Origin of the sequence: Synechococcus sp. 1G10 (genome assembly GCF_002252625.1) — a bacterium.
GTDB lineage: Bacteria > Cyanobacteriota > Cyanobacteriia > PCC-6307 > Cyanobiaceae > Regnicoccus_A.
On record NZ_NQKW01000008.1, the window covers coordinates 77359 to 97067 of the forward strand.

Here is a 19709-nt window from a genome sequence, read left to right on the forward strand (position 1 = left end):
CCTGAACAGGTACAGATAGGTCTCTCAAGTCAAGAGGACACCTTGAAGCGGCCAGCACTGTCGAGCACATCCTGCATAGTGTTGTGCTTACCGGTGTTGGCACGTAAAAAGCCAGCCCGAGCAATGCGGCTTGCCATGACGGCGGCGCGTACGCCGTACACCTCAGCGAGATGGCCGGGGGTCTCACCACTCAAGTAGCGGTGGATGATGACTTCAAGCTCGCCTGGCTCAGTGTCGTAGGGGTTGATTAGCTCAACCTCAGTGGGGTCGTGGTAACGGGTGAGGGTCATGATTGAGAATTGGGTGGAGGTTGTAGTAGAGAGTGGTGTGAATTGGTTGCTGTACTTACGAGCCTTGGAAGCGTCGGGACCGAGTGTGTCTACAACTCGCATTGAACGCATCACCGTCGGGTTCCCAATTTTGAAACGTCTGCGCGGCATCTATCTGCTCAACCTCCGCAGGTGGCGCTGTCTGGTTCTGGGCAGGCTCTGCCAGCTGGTGGATTACTCCCGGCGTCCTTTGCTTTAGCCGCTTCCTTCGTCTGCCACTGCATGTTGCTCGGTGCATCCGAGCCACCACGCTTGATCGGGACGATGTGATCAATGACGTAGCCAGGGCACCCGTGGGGACAGCCGGTCTGATGCTTGAAGGCAGTGCGGGCTGAACTACTGCGATGGGAGCACGCGTAGCAGCGGGAGTGATAGGGGGAGTGATGCCACCCGCGAGCCATAGCTGGCGCTGCGGCGGACAGCAGCAGGGCGCCGATGAGGGATGAGACGAAAGTACGGGTCATGGGTCGATGATCTGGCGATGGTGGTGGTGGCTCAGGCTGTGGCGTCGCGCAGCAGAGCCAGCTCAGCAGAATGCCCTTGCTGCCCTGCATACCTCCTGCGGTCGATGTTCAGATGGCGAAGGCTCGGGTGGGTCAGCACCATCACCGTTGAGCGCAACCCATCAACCCCAGGAAACGTCACGCCCCGCTGAAGTGGACCAGCTGCATCGACCTCAGCGAATTTCCTGGCGCTGACGATGCACTCCAGTTCGGGCGACATGGGCGCCATGAAGCGTGGAATCTCGACGCCCATCAGCACGATGAGACGGGGGCGCTGGGTGCGGATCTGCTCCAGTAGCACCTGCCCGCAGTGCCTGGTGAAGATGGGGCATATCTGCCCTGGCGACGGACCTGTCGGTTTCGAGTTGCCAATGCGAAGACCCAGGGAGAAGTTGTTGAAGAAGCAATGGGAGGTCTGATGCCTGCCACCTGAAGCAGGGGCAGGATGCCCTGCCAGGTGGGGTTGCTGCTGGGCTCGGCACCCTGAGCCAGGGCGTCGTTGTGCATGACCTCGTTGCCGAAGTCTTGTCCGACGACCATCACGCCGCCAGCGGTGAAGCAGGCGTTGGCGGAGAAGCGGCCGTAGCCGCCGGGGGAGAAGGCACGACCAGGGTTCGGCCTGGGAACGAGCAGCATCCCTGCTGGGTAGGCGACGGTTTGGCGCTGGAGCGCCCAGAGCTCTGAGTAGCGGCTGTCAGTTGGCACGGTCATAAGGTTGGTATGGGTGGAAGCCCCGATGCTCTCGAGGGCGGGCCGGGGTGATCAGGCGTCGCGCCAACGATTTGGTGGTCCCATCGTTTATCGGCGCATGAGTGGGTCGTGGTGCCCCATTACCCCCTTGCTTTCTTCACGATCTCCGCTCCACCGCCAGTTGTGCATCCCCCGATAGGGGGATGTCCCGCGTCAAGCCCCTTGTCCGGCGCTCAACGTGATTGTCGGCGAACAGGGGGATCCTGAGGCTGGCCTGCTGAATGGCCTCACTTACGGCTACGGCATCCAGCGACCTAATGACAGGGAGACGGATGGGGATCTGTGCTCCGATGTGGCAATAAATGCCTCTGTGCAGCTGGGAAGGCTGCAACCGCAGCGCGGAAGCCTGCAGCTTGAGCCTGGCCACACGGTGGCGCCATACGCCCGACCTTGCAGCCGGCAGCAGCCAGCTCCTGGTTTACTGGTGTACGCGCGGGGAGCCGTAGAAGCCTCGGTGCAGCTGGAACACCTCCTGCATCTCAGCTGTGATATCGGCGTTCTGGGTCGCCCGCTGTCCCGGCGCCTTGTGCCGCTGTCGCCAGGCGTAGTAACCGCTGCAGGCCACGCCAATCTGCCGTCACAGCCAGGAGACGGAGCAGCGGCCTTCCAGGTGGTTGATCAGGCGAAACCTCTCGGCGGCAGCTTGTTCGGCGACGATTAGGTAGCTGCCCGCCTACGTAGTTGACACCGGGCAGACAGCTGCTCCTTTGCAAAGTGCGCTGCCGCCAGCCTGAAAAAATCCTTCTCCCACCTGAGCTCTCGGCTCTCCTGGCGGAGCCGACTGAGCTCAGCACGCTCCCCTCAGTGGTCAGCAGGCCCTGGTCCCTCGGGCCACTGTCAACACGTTCGACCCGGGCCTGGCGAACCCAGCTGGCCAGGCTGCTGGAGGGAAGGTCAAGCCGCCGGGCAACAGCAGAGCAGGGAAGGCCCTCCTGAAGGCAGAAGGTGACATACTCCTGTTTCTGCTGCGCCGTGAACCGGCGCCGGGTCTTGGTGGGTTTGGTCATTCATGGACAGTCCGGTGGTCATGGCGTGACAATTAGCGACCTGTTTACTGAACCGGGGAAAGTCCACTGCTATCACCCCAACCGATCCCTTGTGATAACCACATAGGACTCGTCCCGTACCTTGTAACCTTCGTTATGGCGTCGAGCAAAGTCAAGCCCCCGATCGAATAGTACTCGGAATGATTCGCCCCCAGCGACCTTCAGTGATAGTTCACGAGCATGCTTCAGTCGTGGCTCATAACGTCGACGTGCGTAGTGCCGCCAATCGAGATGAGCAGAGAGAGAGAGTGGAAACGACTGAAGCGCTGTATTGAGCCTAGTTCGACGGGACGTGACTCCATAACGATGTTCTTCCTCCGTTTCAGCAGTGTGTACCAGGATTGTCGTGTCTTTGTTAAGCCAGGGGCCATTAAGAAGTCCTACAAGCAGCTCGCCGGACCCAGTATCCTGGTTGTCAAGATAGCGATCGGTGTACTCAGCATGTACTAATCTCCGTCCTTTCAATAGGGATGGTAGTCCGATGAAGTCAGCCAACTGTGCGGCCGTGACATAGGGTTTAAGCTCTTCTGATCTGGGGCCAGGGAAGACAATCCGGGTATCCTCATCTGCAAGCTCATCAATACCCACCATCCGAGCATTGCTGCGCCATTCAAGGAGCCTGCTGAGAACAATATTCACGCCTTCAGGGCTGCGAGTTTCTAGACAATCGATCACTTCGCCCTTCTTAGGATGGACGAGTTGAATGGCAGCGCGATGTGGTCCATCTGATCCTAAGACCACCGTGTCAGGAACATTCAGGTCAAAGCAAAACAATTCGAGCAGGCCTTGATCGATCCACTGTGAAAGTCGTTTTCGCAGCACGCGCGTAACCTCGTCGCCACCCGAGGGTGGCAGGTTGCGCAGTATCAATGTAGGTGGGTTACCATCTCTACACCGGTCAATTGTCTTGGTCAAGAACGAAAACGAAAAGGGTGTCTGAATATTCTGGAGGGCAAGCAAGGTCTGATGTTCTGCAAACTGAGCTGCACGATTGAGAACAGCTGAGATTCGGTCTGGATTGATGCGGCTGGCGTGCGGTGCAAAACTGATCTGCCGTTCATCAGGGAAGAGCTGTGCGACTATTGGCTGTAAGAAGGTTTGCACACTTCGCCTGTCTAGCTGGTCGTGAAACAGTTGATTGGTGTAGGTCCGCAAGCAGTCGTAGCAACTGCTCGCACAGCTGCAAGAGCTCACAAGCTCCATTGTTCTCATTAACACCTCCTCGAAGCGATCACCTATTCGTTGACTATGCCCAGCTCCGGAGGGTACGTTGTCATAAATGATGAGTTCTGTTACTCCATCCTGATTTTCAACAGGACGGAAGAGTCCATCGAGTTCACTCCTTGGCACATCAATGACCTGGGCGGCCGCTGCCAGTACGGCATAGGTCAGCGAACGCCAGAAGCCCACCCCACCGGTTAGCTCATCAGGCGAGCCATCACTTTCAGAATCTGGTTGAGAGTGAATCCCATCACCACCTTCGAGGTGGCGGACGGTTGCGTACAGACCTGGAGCATTGGTTCGCCTTGCGAAGCGAATTCTTACCAGATCACTGCGGAAGCGATGGGCTAGATGCACCTCCTCATAGCGGCCTTCACATGGACTCTGGGTAATTGGATTTGTGTGGCTAATTCGTGTGGAGTTTCCAGCTACCGCTCCCGACTTTCGCTTCTTCTTGGCCTCCTCCCTTCGCTGAAGGATCTGCTGGGATAGATCCAAGCCACAGCGCGTGCAAAGCTGGAATCCTCCGAGAGCCTTGTTGGGCCCCTGGTTGGAAAGAAAGAACTCACCAGCTTTGCTTGTAACGATCTCGATGAAATCAGTATTCCGTGGCTCGGCATCCTGGTTGGCTTGGGCTAGAAAGACCTGAGAGGTGGATTGGCGAACAGGCTTACGGTGAGGGGTTACAGAAGGCGGTGCATTCCAGTCGGTGGTGAATGCGCGTGGCACCTTGAACGCCTTGGGCTTCCTTGAACCCTTGGTCAGCATGACCCGACACACAGGGCAACAACGCTCTCCATCCAGCTCTAGCCGCTCCTCAATTGCCTCAGAAGTACTGGCGGCAGTGAAGTAGTTGCAAGCGTAACAGATCCAATACCAATTGGTTTCTATATCTCCTGCCCGGACTACGCCAACGCTGCGGTGGACTCGATCATCCACGACAATGTCCTGCCCTGGTGAATATTCACCCAGAGCCAAGCGGCGATCTCTCTGCAGACGATGACGCCCCTTCCCTCGATAAGTATCTGAGCTGCCCTGGGTGAGGAGCTGGACAACATCTACAGGGAACCCGTAGATCGGCAGGATGCTGGAAGTAGCCAGTTGCTCATGAAGTTGGCGCTCCCCCACCTTCCGGAGTTGTGCCTCTAAGGCACCCTTGCGGCTGACCATTCCGTTCTGCCTTCTTGCACTCTCCTTATCGCTTGAGCTAAGTAATTCCATCAGCTCCTTGATCAAGTCCATCCGAAGTTTCGCAAGATCATTCCAAGCCTCTTGCTGATCTTTGCAGAAGTTCTCTAGAACATCACGAAAGGCATTGATCAGTTTCTGCTCACTTGCACTCGCCCCGAGCCTGTCAAGCCAGAAGCGGATCATCTTGAGGGCCTCGGGCATCTGCAGCCACTCGTGAAACTCAAGCAACAGTGATGGCTGAACTCCAATCTCAGAAACAGTAAGATTTTCCGGCAGACCAATAAACTCCATGACATCTACCTTCTCAGCTCCTCGCTGGAGGCTGGTATGTAGGAATCGAGCTAGGAGTTCAGCGCGGATGTGGCGTTGCTGAATGTCGAAGTTTCGAGGGTCTAGACTGGGAACCTGATTGCTGCCATCAATCAATCTGCCTGGATTGTCAAAGTAATATCGATCGTGGGGCCGTCGTTGGCCATACATCAAGGTGACAGCAACACCATCAGTGCGACGGCCTGCTCGACCAGCACGCTGCTGATAGTTGCTTACAAATGGAGGGAAATTTCGCATCGCCACGACTTGGAGTTCGCCAATGTCAACTCCCATTTCAAGAGTGGTTGAAGAGCTGAGCAGGTTAATCAGACCGCGGCGGAAACGGTTTTCACGGTCAGAAAGTTCATCAGTCTCAAGTTGGGCCGTGTGCTCCATCGAACGCAGTGGCAGCGGGGTACGCTGAATGAGCAGTTTGTAGTGATTGGACGGCAGTGCATCACGCTGGAGCTCCAACAGGTTGCCCTGACACTTGTAGGAGGGGCAGGAGAATGCATTGGCGCTTTTGCTGCGGTTAATGGCGTCCAAGCCTGGTATATGAAAGATATGCCGGCAGTTGGGACAGCGAAACCAGCCGTCTTCTTGGTTGGTAAGCCTGAGAAGATCCCAGTTCAACTGCAAACGCTCCCCGCGCCGACTGAAGATTTTCTCTTCTACCAGTGCCTCATGCAGAGCAAACATGGCCTGCTCTGAGGGAAGCTTTCCAAAGAAGCGGGAGGCATAGGTAAGCAATCTGTTCTGAGTACTGTGCCATCCGCCCTTTGCTGTTGGCCGTGGAGCCAATGTCATTGCGTTCGGCTCGCTTGCTTTCGATTCTCTTTTGAATTTCAGATAGAGAAGCGGGCGGCCCTCGGCGTCCAACGTAGCGGGGATCCTTCGGGCTGGCTGACCGCCTGTTTCGGGAAAATATCGCGACGAGCCTTCAATGTCAACGGCACCAAGCAATCGTATCAAATCTGTGAAAGTAAACAGGAAGATGCGGGCTATCGCCTCGGCCTGCTCGCCTTTCAGATCAAAGGCCTTGACAACATTCTCAACGAGTGTGTCACGGAATCCATAGAGGTGGCAGGCAAGCATTCCAAGTGACTCCATCGAAAAGCGCCTTGCTGATGGCAAGCCAAACTCCCTAAGCAGGACTTCCCGGGCCCTTTGCCTCGCCAGCTTGCTACAGCGATCTGGACTGAGTCTCCTGCTCTCATGCTCATCGTCATAGGTGACATAGCTACGGTGGTGAAGCTCCTCATTACGATCTGGATGGGGAATTGAGATTCGTAGAAACTTGCGAACGATCTCCTCTTCAACCTCACTGATCGATGCGCCTCCCTTCTCACAAACCTCCTGGAAAGATTGCCACACCACTTGTCTATACAGGTTCTCTGTATGGGTGCGCTGAAAGTCAGAGGCAAAAAATGCGGCGTCCTGCCGTCCATCGGAAAAGGTCAGCATCTTTCGGCGGCTGCTTTTTGCTGAGGCTGGGCCTGACTCAGGCAGCAATTCAAAGAGTGTGTCCAGCATCACCTCCAAAGGTGCATCGGTAAAGGAGACAAAGCGACTCAGAGGACTGCTCTGTCCTCGGCTGGCACCACAGGCCGGGCAACATGACACCATGCCGCCTTCCTGCTGGTTGGCATTCTTAGGCCGAATCCACTGGAGAGGCCAGGCTGCTTCAACCTGCCCCTTCTGCCCGATCCTTAGCGTCCAGCCAGTTTCAGGCGGAGTTGCCCCCGTCAGGATGACGGGTGTTGGCTGGCATCCACCGTTGAGCACCACATCGCCTGATTCGGCATCGGCTGCCGCATCAGTGACCTCCTCCCCACTGTCCTCATCACTAGTGATCGACTCGGGGAGCACCGTGACTAGCACTCGCAGATCAGATTTGATCTCAAGTGTTTCGAGAGAGCGGGGAAGCGTCTGGAGGAGCTGTGCCTTGGCGAGGGTTAGTCCAAAAGCTTCTCCACACTTTCGGCAACTGGACAGCTCAATGACCGGGCCATCGCAAGATTCACAGGCCTCCTTGCTATTTAGGTAGAGCCGCCCCCAGCGCGGACTCAATTCCGTTTGATTCGGGTCCTTAATGGCCCCGAAGCAATTGGGATCAACGCAGGCATGTAGGCCTTCAATGCTGCGAAACAGCAAGTGAAGCCGGACCGGGACTAGGGGATGTTGATTTGTTGATATGCGGGCGAGAGTACCGATCTGTACAAGGTTGGACAATGCCTTTTCGAGCCTTGGCACCTCTTCTGGTACCACCGCACCATCGAGACATGTGGGCACCGGCCAAAGCTCTGGGCTTTCGGCTAGATGACGCCAAGGCCTTGGGCCCATGGCAAGGCATGCGATGAGCCGGTGCATCAGAGGATGACTGACAAAAGCCTCCCAGAGAAACCGGTTGAGATCTCCACCTGCCTTGCTTTTGGCAGCACCCAAATCTGTCTCTGTTACGAAGGCTTTCAGCACTTCACACCAGACTTCGACTGGCGCATCAAGGGCAGGAAGCTCGAGATCTGCGACTACCTCATAAAGCTCGCGTTCATCCAGACCATCAGGAAGTGTGCTCGGCGGACGTAGGCGTTCCTCCACACTCATACGATCGCCCCAGATCACCTGTTGAAAGGGTTCGTCAAAGAGCTGACTAGCAAAGTCTTTAACCCTCACGGGCGTATCAGCTTGGCTGGGGTCACCCAAGGTGGCGCTAGTAGCTATGCCCTGCATCACGCCGCTTTCACTCAGGCCTACCGCAACCTTGAAGCGGCGGATCAGCATCGATACTTCTGTGCCGGTAGAGCCGTTGTAGGTGTGTGCCTCATCGACCACCAGCAAGCGGAAGTCAGGAGAGCGCTCGAAGATCTGCGTGCGCTCAGTCGGCCGCACGAGCATATGCTCAAGCATCGAGTAGTTGGTGACGAGAATCTGAGGGGGGTTTGCCCAGATCTGCTCACGCGAGACCAGCTGAATTTTGAGGATGCGCTGCATCGCAGCTTCGACAAGATCGCTGGATGGGCGACGGGCCAAAGCCTCCCTCTCATGGGTTGGCAGTAGCTCCAGTAGCTCTTCACGATCGCTAGCAACAAGCTCAGCCCTCAACGAGGCAACGCCATCGGTCTCCTTCGTCTCCGTGCGACTCGTGTAGAAGCCGAAGCGGATCAGCTCATGGTCGCTGCTCTGGCGGGAGAGAAGCAGCCGCAGCCGCTTGACCTGATCGTTGACCAGGGCATTCATCGGATAAAGGATCAGTGCCTGAACACCTCGTCGTGGTGTTCGAAGAAGGTGATCCAACATCGGGATGGCAAAGCATTCGGTCTTGCCTGACCCCGTACCTGTGGCCACAACGATATTCTCTCCATCCTGCACAGCCGAGCGAATCGCTCGCTCTTGGTGGGTATAGAGAGGCCGATTGGGATCAAAAAGTTTGAGCAGACCGGGATGGAGTACACCTTGCTCAACGAGCTGCAGGAGGGTTGCGCCATTCTGATAGGGCTGAGTGCCCTCGAGATAGGGATCCTGCGCTACAGCTCCTGGCTCCCGTAGAAGTTTTTCAAACCCGTAGCGCAGGTGGGGGTCGCGAAGGGGGTAGGCGGTGAGCAAGTAGCGAATCAGGCTCTCCCTGGGTTCTGTGGCGGCCTGCACCGCGTCCAGACCTGCAGTCATAGTTGTTGTCACGTTCTGCTCAAGCTATGAGACCAAGACTGTTGAGGATTGCACGTACCAGTGCACGGTTGCGTGGACGAACCACGCGTGTGCGCCAGAGCTCTGGATGGTGATCCGAAAGCGCCCACAGTAGGCGTGCATGGGCAGCAGGTAGCACTACCTTCTGCAGATCAAGGGTGCCGCTGGACTCATGCCATGGCACTGACAAGGGGCAGCAGGCCAATCGATCAAGTTCAAACATCGCAAGCAGCGCAGTCTCTTGTCCAAGGCAGAAATACTTCATTTGAACCTGCCATAGCAAAGTGCGGTCAGGTAGCTGTAGTAAAGCTGAGCGCGGTTTCTCCCTCGGGTGCAGATCAATCCAGCGTTTGACTTGGGTCGCTCCGATCGTGGGAACGTACTGGGCGATGCGATCGAACAAGTGGAAGGGATCGTGGTCCCAGTGGCCGTCACGCAGTGCCAAATCTGTCGGCAGTTCTGGTTGCGGAAGCACCTCAATGAGTTCACTCCAGGACTGAAGTGGAACCCCGATGTTATCTAGCCGCTCCCTGGCTCGGACAGGTGGAAGCCGGCTACGAATGCGCGGCTCACTTACCTCTTGATCGGTCTCCAACTGTCGATGCACAGCTGCGAGATAGGCGCGATCTCCAAGAAAGCGGGCTTCGCCAAAGCCTTCACCGTCAAACACCACGGCTGGACGGGCAGCGCTGAAACACTGGCGCGGCCCATTGGTTACTTCACCGCGAGCCACCAGCTCTTTTAGTGCATCGTGAATCTCTTCCTCCTGCGGGGGCTTTCTACCTGGGCCTCGTTCCAATTGCAGCAACAGACATAGGCTGCGCAGAGGCACAGGACGAGGGCGATACCGATCGGCTTCGGCCCTATGGCGAGAGAGGATATCAATCAACTCTTCTTGCAAAGCCATTACGCTATCTTCTCCAGATCGATACCCCAGGAGAGCATCTCAGATGCCGCCACAATCAGGCCGTCGAGATCCTCCTTATGGCTCGCCTGATCAAGCTCAATCCAGAGTTGATGATCAATCCTCTGGACTCGAATGACATCAGCTGGTATCCCCTCAGCCTGCCTCAGCTTTGTCATGACAGCCTCAAAGTCTTTATGAAGTTTGATTTTGTTCACGAGTTGAGTTACGGGTGGAGTAAACCTCAGCGAATACGTGAGACCTCTTCGTGGTCCTCTCTGTCGGGATCCCCTGCGGCCTTCAGCTCCTCGGTGGCCGGGTGGTTTCAGCTCAGCTGATGGAGACCCAGCTGTATCGCTCGGCTGTGCCCAGTACATGAGTTGTAGGGCAAGACGACTTGAATCGATCCAGGGCTGCAGCGTCTTGTTGTTCTTCAGATTCGAGATGGCCTCTTGCAGACGATCTCTAGGCAAGGTGGGGGTGATGTCTTTGGCGACTTGTGGGAAGTCTTCCACTGGTGCTCCATGCAGCAACTGTTCAAGCAGGGCAGAATCTGCACCGATGGGTACCAGATCATGCTGATCACGCAAACCCGACCACCAACCCAGCTGACGAAGGCGCTGTTGCCCAAGGAACAGCTCCAAGACGAAGATCCCTTCTGGATCAGGAAGCAGCTTCTCCAACTCAAGCAGCATGAGTGGGGACTCAGCAAGGATCGCAATCCGCTGGGAGGGCCTTTCTGGGGTGAGAAGATTCCAAGCATGAAGCTCGTAGACTACTCCTGATCGCAAGCCGCCAAGCTCTCCGCTCTTGCAATCCCAAGTGATACTCTCAGCTTCAGGCTCGCCAAGAACAGCCAAGGGAACCGCCGCCGCATCGCCAATGCGTTGCAAGCTGAGCTGATACCAGTCAGAAGGTTCAAGACTATAGCGGAGAATACTTGTCTCAACAACTACCTCGCCGCGTGCCGTTGCTGCTTGCAGGAAAGAATGACTGGATTCTCCGTTGCGAATCTCAACGCGCATTTGTTCAAAGGGCCACAGCCCACTTACCTTCCACACGGACAACCAAAAGTTGGCAGGATCATCAACACGCTCCGGAGTGGACGAGGTGTTGAACGCTTGAATCACAGGTTCAATGATTGGGGGATTGATGAGCTTTTGGATTGTCAGCTGGGACAAGCCAACTAGATCGTTTGCCGTGTCATCCAGTTCCAGCCGCAACTGCTGCTGCCAACGGCGAGGGAGTGTTTCGTGATCTTCCTCGACCAAAATCACAATGGAGTAGCGCCCCGAGTGGGTCAGAAACGCATCGAGATCAATTGCTTGCCAAGCGTCCGCTCTCGGAATGATGTGGACTTCGTCGTCCCTGGTGAGCCAGCTCCGATTGTCGAGATCCTCAATGCGTAAGCGAAGCGTGGCCGATTCTTCGAGCGGTGGAATCCACAACTTGGGTGCAATGGTAAAAACCTGCTGCCTGCCGAGGAGGCGAGCTCCGCGCAGTTCAGGGGAGAGCTTGTCCTGGTGGCACCACTCCAGCTGGAACTTAATGTCGCTAGAGCATAATCGGAGGCAGGCTTCTGCTGAGACTTTTTCAACATGGAACCCGTGCCAGCCCCGGAGGCTGCATGAGCTCACTCTCTCGATCACTTGGATATCATCGCTAGGCAGAAGTGTGAACTGCCTTGGCGTAAACAGAACCACTTCCTGCGCATCACCGAGTTCGGCACCCGGGTCTAATCTCTCACCGCTGAGCGGATCAAAGATCAGCACGGGTCGATCCGGATCCGGCCCCTGGCATGACCAGCTGTAGGCAACAGAGCCGTCCTGAGAGCCAAGACGGAAGTCCCAGTTACATTGAGCAGGGGCCTCTTTCACTAGGTAGCTGACTTCCATGGGTATATCAAGCACACCCTGCAAGATATCGATGTCGAACTCCGCTCCAGCTGGCTCCAGTACGCCATAGCCGCTCGACAAAGCCTTCCACTCGGGGGCATTCACCTGCTGTGGAGGCAACACCAGTGTAAGTTCTTCCCAGTCATTCGGGTCCATACGAAGCTTTGGGGGCTGGCTGCGCATAAGCCTGATGCGCCGACCATGAACGGGTTTTGGGTTAAAGCGCAGCAACGGAACAAGAGAGGCCCAGTCGCGAAGGAAGAAAGCATGAGGCAAATCGAACCCTGCCAGAACCCTTTCCCGCTCGGCGTTGTTGGCTAGGACACGGGCATCGAGGCCTCGACGATCAAGTTCGGTGGCGATCGTAGCCAGGCTGCTAGTGAGTTCTCCCGAGAGAGGATGCACCGGTTGATCGTCCTTGGGGCAACTCATCTCTAGGAAGCGCTTGATCGTGAGCCAGCCACGATGATGGCGGGTGCAATGGTTGAGGAGCAGTTGAGCCACCGCCTCCGGACTGGCATGGGCTATTTCCCACCAGCCATACTCATCACGGAGTTCGCCTAGCAAGGTGGCGAAACACTGCTGATGCTTTACCGGTACACCATTTTGCAGGTTAAGCGTGCTAACATATAGGTTTCTATCCTCGACAACGCCTTTGGCTTTCACCAAGTCGAGATACCTGAAACCTCGGCGAAGAATCTCTTGAAAGGTTTGAAGACTTAGCTGCGAGACTGGCAGACCCATGTGCTCCTGAAGCGCTGTCCAAAAGCCACGGATGTCATCAGACTGATAGGCAAACTCAGTAAGGGCGAGGGTAGTTAGACGGCACCAATATCCCTCCGGATCGACCACGTCATATTCTTTTGAGCATGTGCAGGAAGAAAATGGGCTTAGCCGGCAAAAGTTTGCACCTACGGTTTCGATTAATCTCTTCGCTTCCGTAGGATCTATCCGCGCTGAGCCAAGGAAGCGTCGGCTTGACGGTTCCTTATGAATTGCCTCGTCGACACGTAACTCTTCCCAAAGTGCTTTTGCATCACCCCTTGATGAAAAATCAGCGATAGATGTTTTGTGATCGGTCACAGCAGATTTCAAGCCATCTGCTGTTTTTCTAGGCAATACCTTGCTGATTCGCATTGCAGCTTAAAATCAGGTAACGACACTGATAAACACTCTCACCGCACCGGCATTCGATGGGCATCCCCCAGCTGGGGGATTCCAGCTTGCTAAGTGTTGTGTCCGCCCCGCTGGGCCGCTCCCCGCCCAGCTCGAGCAGTTCGGCGCTGGGCAGGCCGCAGTGGCCATCACCGCTGGCCTCCAGCAGGGCGTAATTGACGCCGGCCCGCAGGCGGATCATCGCCTCAGGCTTGATGCCCAACCGCGCGGCGATCGCATCGGCGGTGCGGAAGCCGATGCCGCGGATGTCTCGGGCCAGGCGGTAAGGGTTCTCGGCCATCACCTGCACGGCGTCGTTGCCGTACGTCTTGAAGATCCGCACGGCCCGGGCGGTGCCGACGCCATGGCTGTGCAGAAACACCATGATTTCGCGCACCACCTTCTGATCGGCCCCATGCCTGGCTGATCCGCTGCCCCCGCACCGGGCCGATACCCGGCACCTCTCGTAGGCGCTCGGGCGCCTGCTCGATCACCTCGAACACCTGATCGCCGAACACCGCCACAAGCTTGCTGGCATAGATCGGGCCGATGCCCCGGATCATTCCCGAGCCCAGGTACTTCTCGATGCCCTCGGCGGTTGTAGGCGCCGAGGCCTTGAGGAAGGAGGCCTTGAACTGCTGGCCGTGCTCGCGGTTGTTCACCCAGGTGCCGCTCACCGTCACCCACTCGCCGGCGCTGATCTCAGCGGCATGGCCCACCACCGTCACCAGGTCGCGATGGCCGCGGGCCTTGATGCGCAGCACGCAGAAGCCGTTCTCGGCGTTGTGGAAGGTGACGCGCTCGATCGATCCCGCCAGCACCTCGGTGGGTTGCGGACTGGCCTGGGCAGAATCGGTGGGAGACGGGCGTGTCAGGGCGGAAGTGGCCTGTGGGCTCACCTTTGCAGCCTTCAGCCTTGCGGGTGGCGAAGGGTGCGCCAGCTGCCGCTCTCGGTGCTCACCTCCAGGCCAAGGCCAACCAGGGTGGCCGGTTCGCCAGCGGGTTGCTGCTGCTGCCACCAGTGGGTGGCGAACGCCCAGGCCTCCTCGATCGACTCGAAGTGCTCATCGAGCTCAAAGTGGGGTTGGCCGTGGTGATCCACCAAGCGATAGCGCCGTGGCTGGTGGCTGCTGCTGATCGGCAATGAAGTGGCCATCGGTTATGAGCTCAGCCCGGCTCAGCTCCCGGCGTGATTTCAGCAAGGGGATCTCCTGATCGGGGAGCAACTCGCCGGTGGTGATCTCCAGCCGCTGGTAGGTGCGCTCCCAGCGGGTCGGGCGAAAGCGCAGCACCTGGCGCCCGTCGCTCAACCAGCCCTCCTTTGGGGTCAGGGGGACTCGAGGTGATGGTCGGCTCATGCCTCGTGGGGCCGGGCCTCGATCAACCGGCAGCACTCCTGCACGTCGCTCGCGCTCTCCACCCCCTCGGCGAGGGAGCAGAAGAAGTCGTGCCACAGCGGCGGCACCGCCAGCAGGATCAGCGGTTGGCCCGCATTGAGCGCATGGGCGGCTTCTGAGGCTGTGCCGGGGCCCTCGCCCCCGCAGACCACCACCACATCGGCGCTGAGCACGTTGATCACGTTGCGGGCCTTGCCCATGCCGGTGAACAGGGCCAGATCCAGGTCCGCGGTGCCCTTCCGCTCCTCACCGTTCCCTACATCGGGCAATACCCCCACCACCAGGTGCACCTCCACCCGAGCCGCGCCGCGGCTGGCCGCCGCCATCACTTCCACCGCGCGCCCGCCGGTGAGCAGCACCCAACCCCTGGCGCTGATGCACTCACCGAGCTCCTCGGCCAGACGCATGGCAGGAGCGGCGATGCTCCGGTTCAACCAGTGCCCCCACACCAACTCAATCTCCCGGGCATGCGGCGTTGGCGACATCGACACCGACTGGATCCGTCAGTTGCTGCGCGGAATCAAGCAGAAGGTCGAGGCACGAGAATTCCTGTAAGAGAAGCGGTATCCCTAAACCGTGAACGACCTCTGGGATGGATGAGTTCCGCTGCGAGTGCATGAAGCCCACCGGGCCGTAGCAGCCATCAGCTCGCAAGCACAACCCCAATCTCAGGCGGGTCCTCTGGCTTGTCCTGCCCAAGCAATGCTTCAGGCATGGCCCTTGGGGCTGGGTCGTAAGCGTCCATCCTGCCAATGACGTGCTGGATCTGGATGGAGTGCTGCTGGCCCGTATCGACGTCGATCACCGACGCCCAGATCGGGTTGGTGCTCCAGTGGATCAAGTCGAGCCAAGCCACCATCTCTGGCCACCAGCGACTGGACGCCACCGCCACGATGTCGCCGTGCTGAAGACGGCGGGGTAGGGGATCAACCATGGCGGCGCCTCAGGATGACCCGCTCACTGGCTTGCTCTTCATGCCCCAATCCCTGTGATTGCTGAAGGAAGCGGGAGTGGATGGAAATGACGGATGCGCAGATGTCGAGGACTCCTGTGACCGCGTGAGGACTCCGTAGTCGACAAGCATCCAATCCTCGGCGCGAAAGGTTGCGTATGGGGAGGAAACAGGGCTCATGGCAGAGCAGCAAGTACATCAGTACTAGCCGCTGTACTTGCTGGTGTCAACAGGCATGAAGGGGGAGGCTGGGGGGGCGGGCTTTCATGGATCAGGCCAATGGATAATCTCTTGCTCAGCCAGACCACCACATCTGGTGCTCCTGACGATTCCCAAGAGCAGAAACCACCATCCGGAGTTCTTGGCTCGTGTGGCCGAGGCGGTCATCTATTCCGTGGCTCAGCGACGAAAAGGGAATTGACGAGGCAGCAGAGGAACGATGCGTTGGCACTCCACAGCCCAGCGTCTATTGCTGGCCACCGCACTCGTGAGTGGGGTGAGCGGGGGCAAGGCCGCCGCATCCCGGGTCGCCGACTGTCCTCCCGCTGGATCAGCCCGGCTTGATGGCTTATATCGCTGGTACCTGGCCGCTGGTACTAGCTACCGTGACGACCTGGCGTCCCAGCAGCAGCACCTCTGCCCGGAGCTCAGTGTGGATAGTTCTGCATCGCTTGAATGAGCAGTTCAGCGTATCCGATGTAGCTTTATGAACAGGCGCTTCTCGGACCTAAGAGGCAAGACTACATTCATAAGAGAGAGTATGCACATTGCTGTATGAAAAATGATGTAGATGCGTCAGAGGTTGACTCAAAAAACCTGGAATTCGCGCCAACAGTTAGCTTTCGACATTCCGCTATGGGCACAAACGCTGAAGCAGAGGAGCGAGCAGAGTTCTTTCAAAAAACGAACAAAGGCACGAGAAAAACCAACGTTGTTCCTGCTGACAGAAGGCCTACAGAAGTGCTACCCCCATCTTCATCTGGTGATACTTCTGAAAAGGCGCCAATTTCAGTACGTCTTCAGAGTGACGAGTAAGAGACCACGATCATGTACGTGAAATTCAACAATCAATCATCTTCCGCACTCTGGCTTGTCGTCGGCTACTACAAGCCAGGCTGCCCTGATGGGGGAGATTGGGCAAAACGAGGTTGGTACCGTCTATCTCCAGGCCAGTCAGCCTTGGTGTTGGAGACGAACAACATATACCATACATACTACGCTGAGGCAGATGATGGTCGCCACTGGCGCGGAGAATACTACACTAATTTGCCATTGCAAGCATTTGATTGGTGTTGGGGCACAGCTTCAACATCTGGCTTTACTGTGGGAATGAGGCTAGTAAGAATAAAGGCGACAGGAAGTGGAACGCAAACCTGGAATCTAACTTAGGGCCTTTTAGTGGGCGTGCAGTCTATTGTCCGCTTACGGCATTGATTGCTGAATCAACTCGCCGCTCAAGCTCGAATGGATCATCTGTAACTCCCTGCCTGAGAAGCAACTCAGACGCTACACGAAAGTCGGCCTCTATGCGTTTCTCGCTTGGAGGAATTGATGTTCGCGGCTTAGGTGTGAATGATTTTTCGATACCGAGAGACCATAGTGGCACTACATCTCCGAGTGCACCAATCCGGACACCAAGATAAAGAGTGTTTGCCTCCTCTGGGCTGCAACCTCCAGCTCTGCAGGCATGATAAAACATACGATCAGCGGCTCTGCGTAACGCTATGTCTCCCACCGCATCATTGCAGGCCTTGTCGTGCACAATGCTTGCACGCCTGTAGTCGCCTGTATATGGCGATCCCACAAGAGACCATAAAGCCTTGGGAATTGATGCTCCATCAACTTTGTAGCCAGATGGAACCTCCCAGGCAAAACCAGCAGGGTCTGTAAATGCAAAGTCTTCAAGCAGTTGCATTTTCCTATCAGACCCAATCTCCGTCATCCACCGAGTGCTGGGCTCGCCGGAGAAGAAGCCATGCTCCTGTGGCATCGTTCAGATCCAGAATATGGAAATCTAGTGCCTCCTCTCTCAGAGGTCTAGGATTTTATCTTCATGTTGCATTTGCAAGGGCCATCCTTCTGGACCTCGATATATTGCCATTTCTAAGGCAACCTTGAGAAGCCACAAGAAAATCCTCTGCACGTGCAGATGTGACTCGCGTCTGACATCCATGATCTCAAGTCGGGACGATGGTCCCGCTACCGACGGCCTGCCATGATCCAGATTGTAAAATCCGAACAAGACCTGGATTCCGGCGAGACGTATCTATCGTAGGCGACTGCTCAAAAGCGTCAAAGGGCTTATCCAACACCGGATAAGATCGTGGCTACGCACGATCTATCCTTGTTCGTTAGGCCGGGCCACGGCTCCTGAGACATGGTGCCGAGTATCAGCTTTGACCAACGCCTAGACCAGGCAAAGCTGAATAGCTTACGCCAGCTCGGCCAGACCACCCTCACCCATCCCGCCTGACGCCTCCGGCTGCCTCACCAGGTCGACGAATCTCTGATCGAGGCTGTATGGGACGCTTTCAGCCGTTTGGCGTACCTCGTTCAGGAGGCTCGCAAGCTTCATGCCTTCGTAGTGAGCAACGATAGCAAGCATTACCTCGCTAGGCGACTGGAGCTTCCCAGGCCGACTGGGCAAGGACGCTAGGGGTGAAACGACCACATGGCTCTCGCCGTGCTTCGTCCAATGGCCACCGCTTGGAAGAAGCTCTGCACTGAAATTCGCTCCTGTGGTGTTTTCTCCACACGGTGCCACAAAGCAGACTGTGATCTCATTTTGAGTGTCAGGCGGTGTCGTTTTCGGAGTTGGTAGTATGATCCATTTGTCAGAATCGGCACCTTGGCCTGGTACGCGCTCATATTTATTGCACTCAGTACATCCTTTCAGTTCATCTGGATTCTTAACGTCAATTGTCTTTGGTACATCGATTGCCCAAAGACCAGACCAAGGATCACGAGGCTCTTTTGTGATCTTATAGCACCAGCAGCAGAGGGTAGTAAGATTATCAACGCGCCTTGGATCAAGGGTATTGCTATTACTCCCGTCAGTGTTCTTCTTCATTGTATTCTTATCGATTTTTTCGACAAATTCAACTTTGTATGCCACCGGTGTTCTCCTCTCCGGTAAGTGTTGAAGGCCTAACTTGTTACTGGATGGCTTCAGTGAACCACCGCGAAATGCTCACCCCTTTCCGAGAACCACGGCTCAAGGGCATCGGGCGCCTAGCAAGAACCCCGTTTCATCAAAGGCTATCACATTTATCTCCAAAAGCTTGGCCGTGGTTCTCGGACCCGAGAACCACTTGTTCACAACTCTACACAATGTCCGCCGGGCTGCGTACCCCAAGCTGCACACGATTGAGAACATGGGTATAGATCATGGTCGTGCTCACGTCCTGGTGGCCCAGTCGTTCATTGATCGTGCGGATGTCCTGGCTGCCCTGCAGTAGATGGCTGCAATACGGGTAGCGCCACTTCAAGTCGTTGGAGGCCGGCATTGGGGCCTCCCCGTGTGACACTCCTATGGACTGTCAAGCCCTGGGTGCCCCTCGGCTGATGGGTCAGGAGAAGCCGGATCTGACCAGCTCGGCCACGATGGCCGTGAACCAGCGCTGGCCACGCCGTGGAACACGTCACCACCTCCACTGAGCTGCTGCTCTGGGAGGCCATCGACCAAGTCCGTTAGGCAGAAGACGGTACTGATCTCTCTATGGATGAGCTGGCGGAGAGTGTGATGGCCGCTCTGGGTTCATCGCTGTCGCTGCAGCAGATCTGCAGAGCGGCGGATGGCTTGCTGCACCTGGCCGACGATCCCAGCCAAGGGAGCGCCGCTCGGCAGGTTCCTGTGGTCGACGTGCAGGCCGTTCAGGAGAGGGCGCTGAATCTCCTGGACTGGCAGGTGCTGGAAGATGACGACGATCGCAGCGACATCCAGAAGCTGATCGACAACGCCACCGATGCCCACACCGTGCTGGTGCGCGATCCCACCAGCACCCCTGAGCTGCAGGAGATCGGGATCCTGGAGCTTCTGCAGCGCTATCCCTGTCGCGGCAGCGAGGCCCGCTGGAGCCCCGACGACGCGATCGCCTTCCTGGAAACAAAGACCCGCTGGCTGGATGCGGCGCTGGAGAGCTGGGATGCTGGTGGCGAGGCCATGGCTGACGAAAGCGATCTGATCGAGGCCAAGGCCGTCGTTCTGGTCGTGCCAGAGCAAGCTGGTCAGCCGCTGCGGACCGAGCTACTCGACGTGCTGATCCCCGTTGACAGTTGATCCGCCGACCGGCTCTGGTTCCGGCGGATCCGCCGCCTGCCATGGAGGGCAGGAAACGGCTCCGCCGGGAGCCTGGGCGACTGCAGTAAGCCCG

Annotated in this window: 19 protein-coding genes and 1 pseudogene; 4 read left to right on the forward strand and 16 right to left on the reverse strand. The window is 57.0% G+C overall.

Going from position 1 to position 19709, the window contains the following annotated elements; genetic code table 11:
• Positions 1 to 29 precede the first annotated feature (29 nt).
• The 12 genes and pseudogenes from CJZ82_RS09040 to CJZ82_RS09095 form a co-directional block, all read right to left on the reverse strand.
• Positions 30 to 290, reverse strand: coding sequence for a hypothetical protein (locus CJZ82_RS09040; protein WP_094555452.1), 261 nt, complete (start codon positions 288 to 290; stop codon positions 30 to 32).
• A 534-nt stretch (positions 291 to 824) separates the two neighbouring features.
• Positions 825 to 1085 (reverse strand): hypothetical protein, encoded by a 261-nt coding sequence (locus CJZ82_RS09050; protein ID WP_143593591.1) that lies wholly within the window; start codon positions 1083 to 1085, stop codon positions 825 to 827.
• The gene (locus tag CJZ82_RS17815; protein ID WP_143593592.1) at positions 1085 to 1543 is read right to left on the reverse strand and encodes a hypothetical protein; all 459 of its coding nucleotides are present in this window, start codon (positions 1541 to 1543) and stop codon (positions 1085 to 1087) included. Before CJZ82_RS17815 ends, CJZ82_RS09050 begins: the two co-directional genes overlap by 1 nt.
• A 518-nt stretch (positions 1544 to 2061) precedes the next feature.
• On the reverse strand, positions 2062 to 2589 hold the full coding sequence (locus CJZ82_RS19595) for a transposase (protein ID WP_094555455.1): 528 nt from the start codon (positions 2587 to 2589) through the stop codon (positions 2062 to 2064).
• 72 nt (positions 2590 to 2661) lie between these two features.
• Positions 2662 to 9015 (reverse strand): DEAD/DEAH box helicase, encoded by a 6354-nt coding sequence (locus tag CJZ82_RS09065; protein ID WP_094555456.1) that lies wholly within the window; start codon positions 9013 to 9015, stop codon positions 2662 to 2664.
• Between the two features lie 19 nt (positions 9016 to 9034).
• A complete protein-coding gene (locus CJZ82_RS17820; protein ID WP_158218525.1) occupies positions 9035 to 9865 on the reverse strand; it encodes a hypothetical protein in 831 nt (276 codons plus the stop codon).
• Positions 9866 to 9939: 74 nt separating this feature from the next.
• Entirely contained in the window at positions 9940 to 12969 is a 3030-nt protein-coding gene (locus tag CJZ82_RS09075) for a hypothetical protein (protein WP_143593594.1), read from the reverse strand.
• Positions 12944 to 13372, reverse strand: coding sequence for a helix-hairpin-helix domain-containing protein (locus tag CJZ82_RS18935; RefSeq protein WP_233130153.1), 429 nt, complete (start codon positions 13370 to 13372; stop codon positions 12944 to 12946). The genes CJZ82_RS09075 and CJZ82_RS18935 overlap by 26 nt, the downstream gene beginning before the upstream one ends.
• Positions 13373 to 13460: 88 nt before the next feature.
• A pseudogene (locus tag CJZ82_RS18940) lies at positions 13461 to 13550 on the reverse strand (hypothetical protein); the annotation flags it as partial.
• A 347-nt stretch (positions 13551 to 13897) separates the two neighbouring features.
• Complete coding sequence (locus CJZ82_RS09085; protein ID WP_233130154.1) at positions 13898 to 14089, reverse strand: hypothetical protein; 192 nt, start codon at positions 14087 to 14089, stop codon at positions 13898 to 13900.
• Positions 14061 to 14297, reverse strand: a complete 237-nt coding sequence (locus CJZ82_RS09090; RefSeq protein WP_233130155.1) for a DUF1651 domain-containing protein — start codon at positions 14295 to 14297, stop codon at positions 14061 to 14063. Before CJZ82_RS09090 ends, CJZ82_RS09085 begins: the two co-directional genes overlap by 29 nt.
• 44 nt (positions 14298 to 14341) lie before the next feature.
• Complete coding sequence (locus tag CJZ82_RS09095) at positions 14342 to 14791, reverse strand: hypothetical protein (RefSeq protein ID WP_094555460.1); 450 nt, start codon at positions 14789 to 14791, stop codon at positions 14342 to 14344.
• 13 nt (positions 14792 to 14804) lie between these two features.
• On the opposite strand from CJZ82_RS09095, the gene CJZ82_RS19355 reads away from it, so the two are divergent.
• Entirely contained in the window at positions 14805 to 14939 is a 135-nt protein-coding gene (locus CJZ82_RS19355; RefSeq protein WP_255380877.1) for a hypothetical protein, read from the forward strand.
• An 88-nt stretch (positions 14940 to 15027) separates the two neighbouring features.
• On the opposite strand, the gene CJZ82_RS09100 is transcribed toward CJZ82_RS19355, so the two are convergent.
• On the reverse strand, positions 15028 to 15318 hold the full coding sequence (locus CJZ82_RS09100) for a hypothetical protein (RefSeq protein WP_094555461.1): 291 nt from the start codon (positions 15316 to 15318) through the stop codon (positions 15028 to 15030).
• A 457-nt stretch (positions 15319 to 15775) separates the two neighbouring features.
• Between CJZ82_RS09100 and CJZ82_RS17825 the strand changes: the two genes are divergently transcribed.
• The gene (locus tag CJZ82_RS17825) at positions 15776 to 16015 is read left to right on the forward strand and encodes a hypothetical protein (protein ID WP_143593596.1); all 240 of its coding nucleotides are present in this window, start codon (positions 15776 to 15778) and stop codon (positions 16013 to 16015) included.
• Positions 16016 to 16383: 368 nt separating this feature from the next.
• Positions 16384 to 16725: a DUF1036 domain-containing protein gene (locus tag CJZ82_RS19600; protein ID WP_094555462.1), complete on the forward strand. Its 342-nt coding sequence runs from the start codon at positions 16384 to 16386 to the stop codon at positions 16723 to 16725.
• A gap of 22 nt (positions 16726 to 16747) precedes the next feature.
• Here CJZ82_RS19600 and CJZ82_RS09110 read toward each other — a convergent pair whose 3' ends face one another.
• From CJZ82_RS09110 to CJZ82_RS09115, 3 genes are all read right to left on the reverse strand, one after another.
• Positions 16748 to 17326, reverse strand: a complete 579-nt coding sequence (locus tag CJZ82_RS09110; RefSeq protein ID WP_094555463.1) for a DUF1353 domain-containing protein — start codon at positions 17324 to 17326, stop codon at positions 16748 to 16750.
• Positions 17327 to 17767: 441 nt separating this feature from the next.
• Positions 17768 to 18451, reverse strand: a complete 684-nt coding sequence (locus tag CJZ82_RS17830) for a hypothetical protein (protein WP_143593597.1) — start codon at positions 18449 to 18451, stop codon at positions 17768 to 17770.
• Positions 18452 to 18659: 208 nt separating this feature from the next.
• A complete protein-coding gene (locus tag CJZ82_RS09115; RefSeq protein ID WP_094555549.1) occupies positions 18660 to 18842 on the reverse strand; it encodes a tyrosine-type recombinase/integrase in 183 nt (60 codons plus the stop codon).
• Between the two features lie 212 nt (positions 18843 to 19054).
• On the opposite strand from CJZ82_RS09115, the gene CJZ82_RS09120 reads away from it, so the two are divergent.
• On the forward strand, positions 19055 to 19615 hold the full coding sequence (locus CJZ82_RS09120) for a hypothetical protein (RefSeq protein ID WP_094555464.1): 561 nt from the start codon (positions 19055 to 19057) through the stop codon (positions 19613 to 19615).
• Positions 19616 to 19709 lie beyond the last annotated feature (94 nt).